The 16,250-nt window shown below is 43.4% G+C and carries 14 protein-coding genes; 3 read left to right on the top strand and 11 right to left on the bottom strand.

The features are described from left to right. Window positions 1-61: 61 nt before the first annotated feature. From J5A55_RS00130 to miaB, 8 genes are all read right to left on the bottom strand, one after another. Window positions 62-1,069 carry a 2-oxoacid:ferredoxin oxidoreductase subunit beta gene (locus J5A55_RS00130; RefSeq protein ID WP_004383112.1) on the bottom strand — a complete coding sequence of 336 codons (1,008 nt, stop codon included), beginning with the start codon at window positions 1,067-1,069 and terminating at the stop codon, window positions 62-64. 38 nt (window positions 1,070-1,107) lie between these two features. After that, on the bottom strand, window positions 1,108-3,006 hold the full coding sequence (locus J5A55_RS00125; RefSeq protein ID WP_004383111.1) for a 2-oxoacid:acceptor oxidoreductase subunit alpha: 1,899 nt from the start codon (window positions 3,004-3,006) through the stop codon (window positions 1,108-1,110). A 28-nt stretch (window positions 3,007-3,034) separates the two neighbouring features. Then, complete coding sequence (locus J5A55_RS00120; protein WP_004383110.1) at window positions 3,035-3,883, bottom strand: glycoside hydrolase family 16 protein; 849 nt, start codon at window positions 3,881-3,883, stop codon at window positions 3,035-3,037. A 204-nt stretch (window positions 3,884-4,087) separates the two neighbouring features. Continuing rightward, entirely contained in the window at window positions 4,088-4,615 is a 528-nt protein-coding gene (locus tag J5A55_RS00115) for a hypothetical protein (protein WP_004383109.1), read from the bottom strand. A 301-nt stretch (window positions 4,616-4,916) separates the two neighbouring features. Continuing rightward, window positions 4,917-6,776: an ABC transporter ATP-binding protein gene (locus tag J5A55_RS00110; protein WP_004383108.1), complete on the bottom strand. Its 1,860-nt coding sequence runs from the start codon at window positions 6,774-6,776 to the stop codon at window positions 4,917-4,919. Between the two features lie 11 nt (window positions 6,777-6,787). After that, a complete protein-coding gene (locus J5A55_RS00105) occupies window positions 6,788-7,024 on the bottom strand; it encodes a DUF2442 domain-containing protein (protein WP_004383107.1) in 237 nt (78 codons plus the stop codon). Window positions 7,025-7,029: 5 nt separating this feature from the next. Beyond that, the gene (locus J5A55_RS00100; protein WP_004383106.1) at window positions 7,030-7,281 is read right to left on the bottom strand and encodes a DUF4160 domain-containing protein; all 252 of its coding nucleotides are present in this window, start codon (window positions 7,279-7,281) and stop codon (window positions 7,030-7,032) included. Window positions 7,282-7,362: 81 nt separating this feature from the next. Next, on the bottom strand, window positions 7,363-8,691 hold the full coding sequence (gene miaB, locus J5A55_RS00095) for a tRNA (N6-isopentenyl adenosine(37)-C2)-methylthiotransferase MiaB (protein ID WP_039851218.1): 1,329 nt from the start codon (window positions 8,689-8,691) through the stop codon (window positions 7,363-7,365). A gap of 302 nt (window positions 8,692-8,993) precedes the next feature. Here miaB and J5A55_RS00090 point away from each other — a divergent pair, with 302 nt between their 5' ends. The 3 genes from J5A55_RS00090 (at window position 8,994) to J5A55_RS00080 (ending at window position 11,380) form a co-directional block, all read left to right on the top strand. Beyond that, window positions 8,994-10,247: a peptidase U32 family protein gene (locus J5A55_RS00090; protein WP_004383103.1), complete on the top strand. Its 1,254-nt coding sequence runs from the start codon at window positions 8,994-8,996 to the stop codon at window positions 10,245-10,247. 167 nt (window positions 10,248-10,414) lie between these two features. Then, window positions 10,415-10,831: a SufE family protein gene (locus J5A55_RS00085; protein WP_004383101.1), complete on the top strand. Its 417-nt coding sequence runs from the start codon at window positions 10,415-10,417 to the stop codon at window positions 10,829-10,831. Continuing rightward, entirely contained in the window at window positions 10,832-11,380 is a 549-nt protein-coding gene (locus J5A55_RS00080) for an RNA methyltransferase (protein ID WP_004383100.1), read from the top strand. It begins immediately after the preceding gene. 175 nt (window positions 11,381-11,555) lie between these two features. Here the strand turns inward: J5A55_RS00080 and J5A55_RS00075 are convergent, their stop codons facing one another. From J5A55_RS00075 to rnr, 3 genes are all read right to left on the bottom strand, one after another. Next, on the bottom strand, window positions 11,556-12,557 hold the full coding sequence (locus J5A55_RS00075; protein WP_004383099.1) for a C1 family peptidase: 1,002 nt from the start codon (window positions 12,555-12,557) through the stop codon (window positions 11,556-11,558). Window positions 12,558-12,588: 31 nt separating this feature from the next. Then, window positions 12,589-13,404, bottom strand: coding sequence for a hypothetical protein (locus tag J5A55_RS00070; RefSeq protein ID WP_004383098.1), 816 nt, complete (start codon window positions 13,402-13,404; stop codon window positions 12,589-12,591). A 498-nt stretch (window positions 13,405-13,902) separates the two neighbouring features. Beyond that, a complete protein-coding gene (gene rnr / locus J5A55_RS00065; protein ID WP_004383096.1) occupies window positions 13,903-16,182 on the bottom strand; it encodes a ribonuclease R in 2,280 nt (759 codons plus the stop codon). Window positions 16,183-16,250 lie beyond the last annotated feature (68 nt).

Here is a 16,250-nt window from a genome sequence, read left to right as displayed (position 1 = left end):
ACCTAAGGGCAAAGATACACATTTTCTATTACAAACACAAGTGCTATAAATGAGAATCACATCACTTTACTTCCCATATATCGTTAGTTTCCAACATTTCCATGAAGGTGTGATAATGCTTCTGCGCCTTCACCTCTTCTATCTGTTGATTCACTGCAGCGTCGTAAGTAGGTGCTTCAACATCACGAATCACTCCGAGGGCTATTGGGAAACCATCTTCATTACTCATCATAGCCAACTTCAGCTGTAGAGTATTGTCTTGGCAGTGGGCATCATGTACGAGGATATCATCTTGCGTAACGCCATTCTCGCCAATCTTAACGACCTTCAAGCCGAATCCCTCTTGCATGAGTCCATACTCCTTATTAGCTCCAAAGATCAAAGGTTCGCCATGCTTAACGTAAATAGCATTCTCTTTACGACCTTGAGAGGTGTAGACTGAGTTGTGACAACCATCGTTGAAGATCACACAATTCTGCAAAATCTCACACACGGCAGCCCCCTTATGCCGGTAAGCAGCCTTGAGAATGGCTATTGTCTCATTGTTGTCGCTGGCAACGCTACGTGCGAAGAAGTTGCCACGAGCACCGAAACAGAGTTCAGCAGGGCGGAACGGATCTTCCGTTGTACCAAAGGGACTTGACTTAGAGACGAACCCGCGAGGGCTAGTTGGGGAGTATTGCCCCTTCGTGAGACCATAGATACGGTTGTTCAACAGAATCATATTCAGGTCGATATTGCGTCGCATGGCATGGATGAAGTGGTTACCACCGATGGCAAGAGCGTCACCATCGCCCGATACCTGCCAAATGGTAAGGTCCGGATTGGTTACCTTTGCACCCGTAGAGATGGCCGCGGCACGACCGTGAATGGTCTGCATGGCGTAGGTATTAGCGTAATAGGGTAATCGACTTGAGCACCCGATACCACTAATAACAGCAGTTTCATAAGGTGGAACACCTAGTTCTGCCATTGCTTTCTGCAAGCTGGCAAGGAAGAAGTGGTCGCCACATCCGGGGCACCAGCGTGGTTGTCCCTTCTTAAAGTCTTGTGCTGTATATTGATTCATAATCTGTTTAGAATTTAAAGAAGTTATGTTTAGGAGTCTTACTGCAATATCTTTGTATAGAACGTGCCACTCTCTTCCTTTGGTAATGGAGCCTTAAGGAGTTTCTCAAACGTTGCGACTAGTTCCGTAACAACGAAAGGCTGTCCCTTTACTTGGTTATACTGATAAGGAGCGAAATGGTTGATACGAATACGTAGAAGGGCTGCTAACTGACCAAGGTTCTGCTCGGCAACCACCACCTTCTTGTATCTTCCCAGTACCTCTGCCGTATTCTTTGGCAGAGGGTTGATGTACTTGAATTGTGCCAAGGCTACCTTATTACCCTTACGACGCAACTCTTCCATTGCAGAATACAAGTGACCGTAGCTACTACCAAAGCCTACTATGAGCAAATCGGCGTCTTTCTCATCACCAAGCACCTGTAGGTCGGGTACAGGAATACGTGCCACTTTATCCCAACGAAGCCTATCCATCTTGTCATGATTCTCTGGATCGGTTGAGATACTACCCGTTTCTCCATCCTTCTCCAATCCTCCTAGGATGTGTGTGTAGCCCTCCGTGCCAGGGATAGCCCAGTAACGTGCGAGCGTCTCTGGGTCACGCTTGTAAGGAGTGTACTTATACTTCTGTTCCTCTGTAGCATAATGTGGATGAATTTCGGGCAACTCTTCGATGTCAGGTAACTTCCACGCAGAAGAGCCGTTAGCAATGAATGCATCGGTCAAGAGCACTACTGGCGTCATGTGTTCCAATGCAATCTTACATGCGTGATACGCTGCATCGAAGCAATCAGTGGGACTTGTGGCTGCAATAACAGGCATTGGGCTTTCACCGTTACGCCCATAAAGCACCTGCAAGAGGTCGGTCTGCTCACTCTTAGTTGGTAAACCGGTAGACGGACCACCACGCTGTACGTCGATAATCACCAATGGAAGCTCATCAATAAGGGCTAGATTCATAGCCTCACTCTTTAGACAGATACCCGGACCAGAGGTTGATGTAGCAGCTAAAGCACCAGCAAAAGCAGCACCGATAGCCGATGCGCAACCTGCAATCTCGTCTTCGCATTGCACCGTTGTGACGCCCATTGACTTGTGTTTAGCCAATTCGTGAAGGATATCTGTTGCTGGAGTGATAGGGTAAGAACCCAAGAACAAACGCAAGCCAGCCTTCTCTGCTGCTGCCATCAAGCCGTAGGCAGTCGCCTTGTTACCCGTGATATCCATATAGCGACCAGCTTCCTTCACCTTAGACTCTATGCGGTAAGTGTTCGGAACGGACGCATGTACGTTGTGACCATAGTCATATCCCGCTCTTACAACACGTTTATTGGCTTCAGCAACAGCTGGTTTCTTCTTGAACTTAGCCTCAAGGAAGTTATCTACTAAGCTCAAATCACGATTGAAAAGCCAGCAGACAAGTCCCAAAGCAAACATGTTGCGGCACTTTAACATAGACTTATTGTCCATGCCCGTATCAGCCAGACACCCCTTCACCATCTTTGTTATAGGGCAAGCAACCACCCTATCGGGGTCGATACCCATCTCACCTAAATAGTCATCACTGCGGAACTCTGCCTTTTGGAGGTCTTTCGCACCAAAGGAATCGGTGTCAATAATGATGGTTCCATTCGGTTTGCAATGCCTGTACTGCATCTTCAGTGCTGCTGCATTCATGGCTACAAGCACATCACAACGGTCTCCCGGTGTATATACCTTGCCTGCTCCAACATGCACCTGAAAGCCACTCACACCCGTTAGCGAGCCTTGCGGGGCACGGATATCAGCTGGATAATCAGGGAACGTAGACACTCCATTACCCACAGTTGCGGATATCGTTGTGAAGATGTTACCGGCTAACTGCATTCCATCCCCCGAATCCCCGGAGAAGTGAACGACCACGTTATCAACTTCTTTGACTTCGATTTGTTCTTCCATAGATTATTTCCTTTTGTTTATGTTAGTATTATCTCTTTTGGTAGACACGTATCCAATCTATCTCTATTTGGTACGTATGAGTAGTATCAACGGGCTTTGCCCAAGAACCGTCACCCACTGATTGGTTAAGAATCAGATAGAAATCGGACTTGTCAAAAGGCCATTGTTCTGGATTATCTGGCTCTTTCTTGTATTGATACACCTGTTTCCCGTCAGCAAAGAAGGTTAAGATACCAGGCTCCCACTCTACTGCATAGGTGTGGAAAAGGCTCATGTCTAATTCAATATTCCCTGAGTGGGGTAAGTTCCCATGGCTTCTTGTCCACGCAGAGTGTACTGTGCTATATGCTATCTGCTCTTGGTCGATCTGCTCAAAGATGTCTATTTCACCGCCTTGAGGCCATGGCAATGTCGTTCGAGGCATCATCCATATAGCTGGGAAGTTGCCATCAAAGGGATTAACACGTGCTCGGCACTCCACACGACCATATCGGAAAGCAAAGCTGTGGCTTGTTTCTATACCGCCCGTTAGCATCTCTTCGCCCGTAGAAGACTTGTTAGAATTAGGGATGGCACGCAAGATTAACTTACCATCTTTGATAAATGCCACCTCTGGAGAGTTGCTCAAGAACCGTGCCCACGTAACTTTTGGACGTCTTCTACAGCTTTTCCACACGCCTGTATCAGGTAGCGTGCCATCTGGCTGATTAAACTCATCACTAAAGATAAGCTTATATTCCGAGCCAGAGGATAAGCGGTCAGTTGTCGAAGTAGGCGTATTCTTTCCTCGACTTGACAGTTGCGCAAAGACGTTCAACACGGATAATACCATTAGAAGTAAGACCACCGTGCGGCGCTTGTTCTCCTTATCTAACATGGTTTTTAGTTACTCTTTCTGTTTACGTTAGTATATCTAAGGGCAAAAGTGCGAAATAATATCGAGAAAACAAAATGTTTTTCAAAGAAAAACACATTATTTACGAACATCGCTATTAGAATGAGTTTCCATAGCACATAGGGGTGACAAATTCCCTTACAGGAAGTCATGTCACCCCTAAGGTTTACTTACTTTAAATCGAGCTTACTTCAGAACGAATCCGTAAGAGACATAGAACACTGCCTTATCTTTGTTTAGGTCGCTGCGATAGTCATTGTATCTAACGCCTAAACCAAGCTCTGAACGAATGCTACCGCTACTTTTCCTAACGTAAATTCCACCTTGATAATACATGTAGCCGCGGTTATGTCCACCACCAATGGTATGCCCTACGCTTACTCGAGGCTGTACGAGCAGACTAAGGACGTCACCAGATGCGATAGAAATCTTACCTATATCATACCCAACTTGCCCACCAAAGGTGGTGAGTAAATCGTGTGTCTTAATCCCTTGAGACTTCATTAAAGTAACGGCTTCTTCGACTCTCAAGCCCGCAGAAAGCCTCTTTGTAATATCATAAGTGGCAGAGATATGAGGGGTAACGATCTTATATGACTTACCACCCAAACCCAAATCAGTGGCGAAAGTCACGTTAAACTTACTCGTTTGAGCACGACTAACACTTACGCAAGTAGCCAATAGTACAAGCATTAAAAGAATTATCTTTCTCATAAGCCAAGCTGTTTAAATGTATATAAAGATTAGTTATCTATTTTAGATATTGGCATCGTTTGTAAATATAGATATTATTTCTTTTACTTGCAACTCATGTTAGGTCTTTTTTAAAAACACATATCTTCGTTAGTAGCAATCAAGAGGCTAAAAAGAAAGAGAGGCTTTCCTCCATTGAAGGAAAGCCTCTCTTCATAGCAAGGAGACGCCCTTCTCACATCAAAGAAACGCCCCCTTCATTTGTAAATAATGCTATTCACTCCCCCATCCATTCGACAATAAGCCTTGGAGAGGGGGCTTTTTATATCTCCTGCATATCGTGCAACTTCTTATAATAACCATTCATCTCCATCAGTTCGTCATGCGTTCCTCGCTCTACAATCTCGCCCTCGTGCATCACACATATCTCATCTGAATTCTTGATAGTAGATAGTCGGTGCGCCACAGCAATGGTCGTTCTCGTTCGCATCAACTTATAGAGAGCATCTTGAACAAGGCGTTCGCTCTCTGTATCCAACGCCGATGTAGCCTCATCGAGGATAAGAATTGGAGGATTCTTGAGGATGGCGCGCGCTATACTCACACGTTGGCGCTGACCCCCCGAGAGCCTTCCTCCACGATCACCGATGTTTGTATCGTAACCTTTCTCACTATGCATAATGAAGTCATGGGCGTTAGCTATCTTCGCAGCGTCCTCTATTGCCTCATCAGAAGCAGTCACTCCGAAGGAGATGTTGTTCTTAAAACTATCGTTGAAGAGGATTGCCTCTTGGTTTACATTACCTATCAACTGGCGTAAGTCATGCACTCCTAAATCCTTCACGTTGATTCCGTCAATGAGAATCTCACCTTTCTGAACATCGTAATAACGTGGTATAAGGTCTAAGAGAGTGGACTTTCCGCTACCACTCTGCCCCACCAAAGCTATGGTCTTACCCTTTGGAATCACCAAGTTAATGTCCTTCAATACCCAATGTAAGACTGGATTGCCGTCTTTATCCTTCTCATCTGTATAAGCAAAGCTAACATGTCGGAACTCAATCTCATGCTCGAATGATTTGAGATGGACAGGTTTTTCACTGTCCTTGATGTCTACCTCCGCTTTAAGAATCTTATCCACACGTTCCATGGAAGCAAGTCCTTTAGGGATATTATAGCCTGCACGGGAGAATTCCTTTAGTGGATTAAGGATGCTATAAAGGATGACAAGATAGTAAATAAAGGTTGGTCCGCTGATAATTGGGTACTGCCCGAGTACCAAAGTACCACCAAACCAGAGTACAACAACAATCATCACCGTTCCTAAGAACTCACTCATCGGGTGTGCCAGCTGCTGACGAATGTTCACACGCATGATGTCGTTGCGGTAAGAAGTATTCACTTTGTTGAAGCGTTCATTCATAAGTGCTTCGGCACAAAAGGCTTTGATGACCCTTAAACCGCCCAGCGTCTCTTCAACCTGGCTCATGGTATCACTCCAAAGACCCTGTGCTGTAATGCTATTCTGCTTTAGTTTACGTCCAACAAAGCCCATGAACCATCCGAAGATAGGAACGAAAACAAGGGTGAAGAGCGTTAATTGCCAGGATATTATTAATAAGGTGGTAAAGTAAATGACGATAAGAACAGGGTTCTTAAACAACATGTCGATAGAAGACATGATGGAGTTGTCTATCTCCTGCACGTCTCCACTCATCCTTGCGATTATGTCTCCCTTACGTTCCTCACTAAAGAAGCCAAGTGAAAGAGAGGTTATTTTCTGATAGAGTTGATTACGTATGTCACGTACAACTCCTGTACGAATTGGAATGATAGAAGCCGATGATAAGAAGTAAGCACCCGTCTTTAAGAAGGTCATGAAAGCGAGTATCAGACCTATAATTAGCAATGTTGTCGTTGGTCCGACACTGGTTATAAAGATCTGTGTATAGTAATCGGCATTATTGGACATGACCTCCTTTAATGACCCAGCATCCCATGACATGTAATGCGTTGCACCTGTTCCTGCATCCACCTTAAACAATATTTGGAGCAAAGGAATCAGTGTTGCAAAGGAAAAGATATTGAGTATTGCCGATAAGACGTTGAATATTATCGACAAGAAAAGATACTTCTTATAAGGTGGAACAAACCTCCGTAATACGTGTAGAAACTCTCTCATAAGCTCATAGTTTATGCTTCATCAACACCATGATCAAACAGATATTCAGGTGAAACATCAGCACCATTAGCCCAAAAGATTGTACCATCAAGTCCAAACTGAATGAATTTGCTCTTGTCCTTCAGCTCTTCAAAGGCGGGATAACTTAACAATGGAGTTAGATCCACACGTTTCTTCTTACCGTTGTTGAATAGACATAGAAGGCTGTAATCCCCTAAGTATTCAACATTTGTTATATTTAGTATCATCCTTCTTATCGATTTATCTTGTTTATCTTCTCACCTCTTTGAGCCTTATCCCATATCAACATCAATTCTTCCTCATGCTCGTCAATGAAAGTATTGATAAGTTTAATGACACGAGAACTAGTCTTTCCTTCTATCAACCTATCCCTTATTGTGATCGTAAACTCACCATCACCACTCTTTACATGGATATGTGGGGGATTATGATCAAAGCCGTAGATATAAATAGATATACCCTGTAAGATAAAGACCGCACCCATAATTTATCCTTTGCAAATATAGTTATTAAAAGCAAAACAACAAACTATTTCTGTGGTTTTGTACATATATATTAGTTTTGTTTACACCTCTTCACCAAATAAGGTGGCACTGGTTGAACCTGTTATACGTACTCGAACGAACTCACCGATGTGATGATTACCACGTGCAATAACGACTGCTTTGTTTTGAGGAGTGCGTCCCATAAGTTGCTCACGACTTCGTTTTCCAAAGCGTTCGATGAGGATTTCAAACTCTTTCCCCTCATCTTTCTTATTCTGTTCGGCTGAGATTTCAGTCTGAAGGCGTATCAATTCATTCAAACGACGAATCTTCTCATCCTCTGAAACATTGTCGGGAAGGTGCTTAGCAGCGTATGTTCCCGGGCGTTCAGAGTATTTAAACATAAAGGCGGAATCGAATCCAACCTCACGCATTAACGACAAGGTCTCTTGATAATCAGCCTCTGTTTCATTGTGATAACCGATGAATATGTCTGTTGTTAACCCACAATCAGGAATGAGACGACGTATCGTGTCCACCTTTCTTAAATAGTCTTCACGAGTATACTTACGGTTCATTAACCTTAGAACCTCATTGCTTCCACTCTGTGCGGGGAAGTGTATATGATTGCAAAGGTTCGGTTCCGACGCTACCGCCTTGATAATGTCTTCGGTCATATCCTCTGGGTTAGAAGTGGTGAAGCGAACGCGCATGTCTGGCACACTTTGAGCCACTTTACGCAAGAGTTCAGCGAATGACGTGCCATTTTCTGGACGTTTCCCGTTTGGCAAAAGACCATAGGAATTAACGTTCTGACCCAATAGCGTCACCTCCTTAAAGCCCTTATCATGCAAGTCCTTAACCTCCTTCAAGATACTATCCACATCACGAGAACGCTCTCTACCACGCGTGAATGGAACGATACAATAGTGGCAGAAATTGTTGCAACCACGCATGATGCTGACAAATCCCGATACACGGTTTCCACCGAAGCGTTGCGGTATTACGTCTCGATAAGTCTCTGTTGTTGATAGCTCGATATCTAATGCGTTGTTCCCATTCTCGCATTGCGCGATCATGTCGGGGAGGTTTAGATAAGAGTCAGGACCGCATACTAAGTTAGCAAAATGGTTCTGAATAAGATCGTCCCTAACGCGTTCTGCCATACATCCCAATACACCCAGAATGAGCTTGCGACCCTTCTTCTGCTCTGCATGTAAGGTGTCCAAGCGATGATAAATCTTGTTTTCTGCATTCTCACGAACCGAGCATGTATTCAAGAAGATAGCATCTGCTTCATCCTCATTATCGCATACATCGTATCCAGCCATCTTCATTACAGAGGCAACCACTTCAGAGTCTGCCACGTTCATCTGGCATCCGTACGTCTCAATATATAGTTTCTTCATTCCTTTCTTATCGATAAAAAACAACTTGCAAAGATACTAAAAAGATCGCAGATAGTCGAAAAGGTACCTGACTATTTGACCTTTAGCACCGGCGAAGATAGGCTTTTTGCAAAACTTACAAAGTCCTTTACGCCCTTTATCGGATATTTTCTGTACCTTTGCAAAGCAATCCTTTTCAGCAAAAGGAACTATTTTTTAATGAGCAGCTCATCAGTATCAACATAACAACGAATAGAGTTATAACATAATAGAAAACAGGCTTTCGCCTCACTGATAGCACCCAGTTCAAGATAATAAACATAATGGATAAGAATATAAACGACTTTGAAATAATGGCGCCCGTTGGCTCTCGTGAGTCATTAGCGGCTGCTATACATGCTGGAGCAAACTCTGTTTACTTCGGAATAGGTAAGTTGAACATGCGTTCCCACTCTGCTAATCACTTCACAATAGACGACCTTAAGGAGATAGCAGAGACTTGCAACGCACAGAACATCAAGACTTATCTAACGGTAAACACAGTTATCTATGGTGAAGACATTACAACGATGCACGAGATTATAGACGCTGCTAAGGATGCAAATATCACTGCCATCATAGCAAGCGATGTAGCTGTAATGATGTACTGTAGGCAAGTTGGCGTTGAAGTCCACCTCTCCACCCAATTGAATATATCAAATATTGATGCCTTAAAGTTCTATGCGCAGTTTGCAGATGTAGCCGTTTTAGCACGCGAACTGAACATGGATCAGGTAAAGGAGATACACGAACAGATTATAAAACAGAACATCTGTGGTCCTAAAGGACAGCCTATTCGCATAGAGATGTTCTGTCATGGAGCCTTCTGCATGGCTATCTCTGGCAAGTGTTACATGAGTCTTCACGATGCCAATCGATCGGCTAATCGTGGTGAATGTGTGCAGATTTGCCGTCGTAGTTATACGGTAACTGATAACGAAACTGGCAATCAGTTGGAGATAGACAATAAGTATATAATGAGTCCAAAAGACCTTAAAACCATTCGATTCATCGATAGGATGATGGACTCCGGAGTACGTGTCTTCAAGATAGAAGGTCGTGCTCGAGGACCCGAATATGTACACACTGTGGTCACTTGTTATCGAGAGGCAATACAGAGCGTATTGGATGGAACCTTCACAGAAGAGAAGAAAGACAAGTGGGATGAACGCTTATCTACAGTCTTCAACCGCGGTTTCTGGGATGGCTACTATCAGGGTCAGAAGATGGGAGAATGGACTAAGGAATATGGTAACAAGGCTACTGAAAAGAAGGTTCTCATCGGTAAGGTGATGAAGTACTTCTCGCGTCTTGGCGTTGCAGAAATAGCCGTTGAAGCCAACACCTTCGCAAAGGGTGACAAGCTACTCATCACTGGTAACACCACTGGAGCTATGTTCCTCAATGCTGAAGAGATACGTTATGACCTCAAACCAGTGGATGTTGCAGAGCAAGGATGGCGTGTTTCTATCCCCGTTCCAGATAAGGTTAGACCGAATGATAAGCTGTTTAAACTAATCAAGAGTGCCAAGAATTAAGGAATGAAAGGGCGTTAAGACAAATGTTCTTGATGGTAGGTTAAGGATATATAAGGCTACAATACCGATTCTTGGTATAGTAGATTGAAACACATCAAGCCGCTTTACACTTGTCTTAACTCCCTTTCTCTCCTTCACTCCTACCACTCCTTTAAATAAAAGAAACTATGACAATAAACGAAGCGCAAGATGCAGTAATAGAAGAGTTCAGCGACTTCTCCGATTGGATGGACAAGTATCAGATGTTGATCGACTTAGGTAATGACCTTGAGCCATTGGCTGAACAGTATAAAAACGAGCAGAATCTCATAGACGGATGTCAAAGTCGTGTATGGCTCCAATGCGATAATGTCGATGGCAAACTGGTGTTTACAGCTGATTCAGATGCGCTTATCACGAAAGGTATTATCGCTCTTTTGATTCGCGTTCTAAGTCATCATACCGCACAAGAGATTATAGATTCCGACCTATACTTCATTGATAAGATAGGCTTGAGACAGCATCTTTCACCTACAAGAAGCAATGGTTTGCTGTCAATGGTTACTAAGATCAAAGCCTATGCAGTTGCTTTTAGTATGAAATAAATGCGCAAGTTACGTACAATAGAGATGAGTCGGCTCTCCATTGAGGAGTTTAAAGAAGCCGAGAAGTTGCCTCTCATCGTCGTTCTGGACGATGTGCGGTCATTATATAATGTAGGAAGTGTATTCCGTTCAGCCGATGCTTTTCGTATAGAAGCCATCTATCTATGTGGTATAACGGCTACTCCTCCTAATGCCGAGATACATAAGACGGCTTTAGGAGGCGAAGATTCGGTTGATTGGAAATACTTTGAACGGACAGAAGATGCCGTTGAAGATTTGCATAAGAAGGGTGTTTTCGTTTATAGCGTAGAACAGGTTGAACATTCAACAAAGCTCCATACGCTCGATCTCAATGCTGAATCGACTACAAACAACAGCCATTATGCCATCATCATGGGCAATGAGGTGAAGGGCGTAAAACAATCTGTTGTTGACATGAGTGATGCTTGCTTGGAGATACCACAGTTCGGAACGAAGCATTCTCTGAATGTTAGTGTGACCGCAGGAATCGTTATCTGGGAGTTTGCAAAGCAACTCTTTACTAAGTAATAAGCCTCATCTATCTAACAAACGACGCTCATCAATAATACTGATAAGCGTCGTTTGTTTTTATTTTTAGTCTGTTTTTATTCTATTATTAAACTATTTTATTCTGCTTTTTAATCTATTTTTAATCTCAAGGAAAAGTTTTCTCCATGATAAAGAGGCTTTTCGCAGTAGATAACTACAGGTTAGTTCCCACTAAGGCAATGGTCTTCATATAGACATAAGGCTCACTCAAGAACATGAAACCATGGTAAGGATTGTCCGTCCCCCAGCTATTTTTGCAAAGAAAGAAGCGTTTACCATGCTGGTCATGGGCTATTCCAACGATCTCCATACAATGGTCGTCAGTTGTTTGAAAGTGCTCAAACGCTTTCTGTCTGTCCTTTTCTGTCCATTGCCGAGCCTCATCATCCAACACTGCATATCCATGTTCAAAGGAGAAGAAGGGCTCTGAGACGTCACCTTCCCAGCACACGGGATGCCCTTTCTTTAGGCTATTTACAATGCAGGGGATAATGTCTTTTGCTGGAATATTTAGGAAAGTATCGTGGAAATAATTATCTGGAACTTCTAAAGGGAAGCTCTCATGTAATGGATGATGTAGGAAACTCGTTACCGCTGTGTACTCATCTGGCATACAAACGCTGCGTGCAAACTCGTAAGGAGTGTATCGCACACCAAACATAAAGACCTGTTTAGGCAAAGTTCCGATGCTCTTATCCAAGAGTTCATCAACCTTCTTCGAACGATCAAGACGCCGACAAAGGACATTATAGTCCATATCTGGCTCACTATGATAGGCATCATAATGCTGTAAACCATAGGTTTTGATGAGGTCAAGTGTCATTGTACTCATACCGCGAGTGGTGATGGGTCGCTCTAAACGAGCCACTCTCTTCGGTAGAAATTGGCGTCTTCTAACCTGCTCATATAGGTACATTCGAGCCACATAATCGGCACTTAGGTTGACAGAATCACCTTGTATGATATGCTCTGACTCAATCGTTGCAAGCATAGCATAGACCCAACAAAGTGAACTAGAGCCTTGATTCTTCACGGGGGAAGTAGGAAGTAAGAGGTCAATGGTGAACTTCTCCTTTGGAAAACTACGTTTTTTTACTCCTTGCGAACAACTGATAATAAGCAAGGGAAGCATGAATAAATAAAGAATTTTCCTCATTTTACATTTCAATTATTGGTAGTCTGGTGCCTTAGTATTCTATCATCTTTTCCCAAGCAGCAACTACTTCCTTATCTAAAGGAGGGACAGAAGCGGGGATAGAGAACGTCCATACATGGTTTTTCTCCTTCTTTATCTGTTTGAGTTCAGCCTCTGTTATCGTCATTCTATCCGATACATAGAATTCACTCCATACATCAATACGATCGTCAACATCCTCTCCTCGATAACGAGCAAAGAAGGTTTGATGCTTTTGGAAGGCGTTAAGAGCATAATTAGAAAGGTAAGTTTCGCTCTCATCAAATTGTGTCATACGAGCCACGATACCATACATACGCAACTGACTCATATCTATTTCATGGTTAGGTTGCCCCACTAACTCATCCATCTCGATAGTTGTCAGCAATTCAGTCTGCCCTTTTATCTTCTGTTTGTCATGCGTTATTTTACCGCACTTATCCGCCCATCGATATACATCTCCATTGTTCCTCGTTGAATACTCTTCGCTATTTATACTCTCAATAAGCGCTTGTCGCTCTAAATTTGGCAGTGACATCCGCACGAAGGTATCGTCGCCATTGGCTTTCGGAGCCTTTCGACGACGTTCACCAAGGAACTTTCGATCAATAAAAGGGGACTTCTTTTTATTGTCAGAGTTGCCTGCTATGGAGTCAGATATGGGTATATAAAACTCCATCATGCCATCTACAAAATAAGAGAGCATGCTATTTGTCGCCTGATAAACACGATAATACCCCTTTAAACGGGTGTATCTCTGCTCTTGCGCATGCGCTATTAGAACAAAGAAAACGCCGAGTAAGAGTAGAAATAGTCGTTTGTTACACATAAAATAGAATCATTTTTCTGTCTTAACTCATAATTCATAATTCAAAATTCATCATTGTGCTTACCATTGTTAAGCTCTCATTAAATTGAAAGTAACCCCACGCTGTAGGGACAGACGCCCTCGTCTGGAAACTACCCCCAGCCTCCCCTAAGGGGAGGAGTGCCTAACGGGAGCCAGTTAGGATAGGTGTTTTCTCGTCCAAGAGATGCCACAAAGTAGGGACAGACGCCCTCGTCTGTCCGCCATTATACCCTAATTTATTAACAAGAAACCATCCGTTTGGCGGACAGACGAGGGCGTCTGTCCCTACTTTATGGTGTCACATCCAACAGAACTAACAACTTGTCTACTCGTCAACCTGTCCCCTTGTCAACTCTATCTAACAACTTGTCTACCCGTTAACTCGCATACTCGTCAACTCTATCTAACAACTTGTCTACTCGTTAACTCGTGTACTCGTCAACTCTACCTAATCATAATTTTGAATTAGAGAAAGGCTCACTTTCTCCTCCTTCTCTCCTTCTTCTTCTTATCTTTTGGTTGCTCTTTTACAGGTTGTTGGGGCGCTTTCACGGGTCGACCATCATCTAGTGTGAAGTCGAGCTGTTTGCGTTCTAAGTTCGCTTTAGCCACCTTTATGCGGATAGGATCACCCAGTTGATACACGTGATGACGGCGTCGCCCCACTAGACAATAGTTCTTTTCATCGAAGTCGTAGTAGTCATCATCAAGGTCACGCATTGGTATCATACCCTCGCAATGGTTCTCATCTATCTCTACATAGATACCGAAGCTCTGGATACCTGATATATGTGCATCGTAACACTCACCGATGTGTTCGCCCATAAACTCAACCATCTTATACTTGATGGAGTCGCGTTCTGCATTCTGCGCAACCAACTCCATATCCGAACAATGCTCACACAACTCCTCATAGTGATCCTTGTTTGCAGAACGACCACCATTCTGGTAACGTGTTATCAAGCGATGCACCATGGTGTCGGGATAGCGGCGAATAGGCGAAGTAAAGTGTGTGTAGTAATCAAAAGCTAATCCGAAGTGCCCTATGTTATGCGTTGTATACTTCGCTTTCATCATCGATCGCAAAGCAATCGTTTGTATCACCTTCTCTTCGCGAGTACCTTGTACCTCATCCATGAGCTTGTTCAACGCACGAGCTGTAGCCCCCTTCGTACTCGAAGACTTAAGTTTATAACCGAACTTAGCACTGAATTCACGTAGATTCTCAAACTTCTGAGGGTCTGGATTATCGTGAACTCGATAAGGGAGAGTCTTTGCTTTCTTGCCTTTAATGGTCTTTCCAATGCTTTCCGCTACTGTTTTATTAGCAAGGAGCATAAATTCTTCTATCAACTTGTTGGCATCTTTCGATCGTTTGAAGTAACAACGGAGCGGCTTACCAGTGTTATCTACATCGAAATGGAGCTCTTCTGAATCGAACTTAACACTTCCGCCCTTGAAACGACGTGCTCGAAGAAGTTTTGCCAAGCGGTCTAATGTAATGATCTCTTCGGCATATTCGCCCTTATAACCATCCTTCCCAGGCTTTGGAGCAGGCTCTCCTGTACCATCAACAACACCATTGTCTTCCAGTAACTGCTGTGCCTCTTCATAAGCGTAACGCCTATTCGACTTGATAACAGTATGTACAATGCGGTAAGCCTTTACATTTGCGTCATCATCAAGATTGAAGATACAACTGAAAGCGAGCTTCTCCTCATTAGGACGCAACGAACAAATGAAATTACAAAGACGCTCTGGAAGCATTGGAATAGTGCGATCCACAAGGTAAACTGAGGTCGCTCTCTGCTGTGCCTCACGGTCTATTATGTCGCCTTCTTTGACATAATGCGATACATCTGCTATATGTACACCAACTTCCCAAAGCCCTTCCTTCTCTAGTCTTCGTATAGAGAGAGCATCGTCAAAGTCCTTTGCATCCTTTGGATCTATCGTACAAGTCCACACGTCACGGAAGTCTTCTCGCTCCTTAAAGTCCTGCTCTGTAATCTCAGCACTTATCTTTTCGGCAGCATCCTCGACGCGTTTAGGATACTTATAAGGCAATCCGTATTGTGCAAGAATGGTGTTCATCTCAACGTCATTATCACCAGCTGCACCCAAGACATCGACTACCTCGCCCATAAGGTTCTTGTGGTTTGCGTCAGGCCATTGTGTTATCTTCACCAAAGCACGGTCACCTGTAGTTCCACCACGCAACTTCTTCTTAGGAATTAGTATGTCATGGATAAAGAGATTCTCCTGAGTTACAAGGAAAGCAATGTCCTTCTCCACTCTTAACTTGCCTACGAAGGTATCTTTCTTGCGCTGCAATATCTCAATGACCATCGCCTCTTTAATATGATTCTGGCGTCTTGCCATGTACTGCACTTTGACATGATCGCCATTTAAAGCAGCCATCGAGTTACGTTCTGAGACGAAGACTGGAGTGCCACCATCGTCTGGTTGAAAGGTATTCTTTCCATTAGCTTTGCGAATGAAAGTACCTTCTTGCACCTGTCCCTTTGTATTGAGAGTATAGGCACTGTCGCCTACCTTTGCAAGAAAGTCGTCCCATGCCATCTCTTCCATCACATCAATTGCTAACATCTTAGCCGGATGTGTCTTTAACTTCAAAGCACGGAATATCTCTTTAAAACTATATGTTTCGTTAGGTTGCGACTGAAAGAAAGAAGTCAACTGTTCGGCTAGTTGCTTCTTAGTTAATCGCTTTCCACCTTTCTTATCTTTCGTCATAAATAATGGAATTAGTATGTTTATATATTCGACAAAGTAACGAAAAAGTTTGTATCTTTGCAAACGTT

The sequence above is a fragment of the Prevotella veroralis genome (assembly GCF_018127765.1).
Lineage (GTDB): Bacteria > Bacteroidota > Bacteroidia > Bacteroidales > Bacteroidaceae > Prevotella > Prevotella veroralis.
This window is presented reverse-complemented; position numbering and strand designations above follow the sequence as displayed.

Coding starts and splice junctions, on each gene's coding strand:
- J5A55_RS00130 (WP_004383112.1), bottom strand. CDS start 1,069: ATGAATCAATATACAGCACAAGACTTTAAGAAGGGACAACCACGCTGG.
- J5A55_RS00125 (WP_004383111.1), bottom strand. CDS start 3,006: ATGGAAGAACAAATCGAAGTCAAAGAAGTTGATAACGTGGTCGTTCAC.
- J5A55_RS00120 (WP_004383110.1), bottom strand. CDS start 3,883: ATGTTAGATAAGGAGAACAAGCGCCGCACGGTGGTCTTACTTCTAATG.
- J5A55_RS00115 (WP_004383109.1), bottom strand. CDS start 4,615: ATGAGAAAGATAATTCTTTTAATGCTTGTACTATTGGCTACTTGCGTA.
- J5A55_RS00110 (WP_004383108.1), bottom strand. CDS start 6,776: ATGAGAGAGTTTCTACACGTATTACGGAGGTTTGTTCCACCTTATAAG.
- J5A55_RS00105 (WP_004383107.1), bottom strand. CDS start 7,024: ATGATACTAAATATAACAAATGTTGAATACTTAGGGGATTACAGCCTT.
- J5A55_RS00100 (WP_004383106.1), bottom strand. CDS start 7,281: ATGGGTGCGGTCTTTATCTTACAGGGTATATCTATTTATATCTACGGC.
- miaB (WP_039851218.1), bottom strand. CDS start 8,691: ATGAAGAAACTATATATTGAGACGTACGGATGCCAGATGAACGTGGCA.
- J5A55_RS00090 (WP_004383103.1), top strand. CDS start 8,994: ATGGATAAGAATATAAACGACTTTGAAATAATGGCGCCCGTTGGCTCT.
- J5A55_RS00085 (WP_004383101.1), top strand. CDS start 10,415: ATGACAATAAACGAAGCGCAAGATGCAGTAATAGAAGAGTTCAGCGAC.
- J5A55_RS00080 (WP_004383100.1), top strand. CDS start 10,832: ATGCGCAAGTTACGTACAATAGAGATGAGTCGGCTCTCCATTGAGGAG.
- J5A55_RS00075 (WP_004383099.1), bottom strand. CDS start 12,557: ATGAGGAAAATTCTTTATTTATTCATGCTTCCCTTGCTTATTATCAGT.
- J5A55_RS00070 (WP_004383098.1), bottom strand. CDS start 13,404: ATGTGTAACAAACGACTATTTCTACTCTTACTCGGCGTTTTCTTTGTT.
- rnr (WP_004383096.1), bottom strand. CDS start 16,182: ATGACGAAAGATAAGAAAGGTGGAAAGCGATTAACTAAGAAGCAACTA.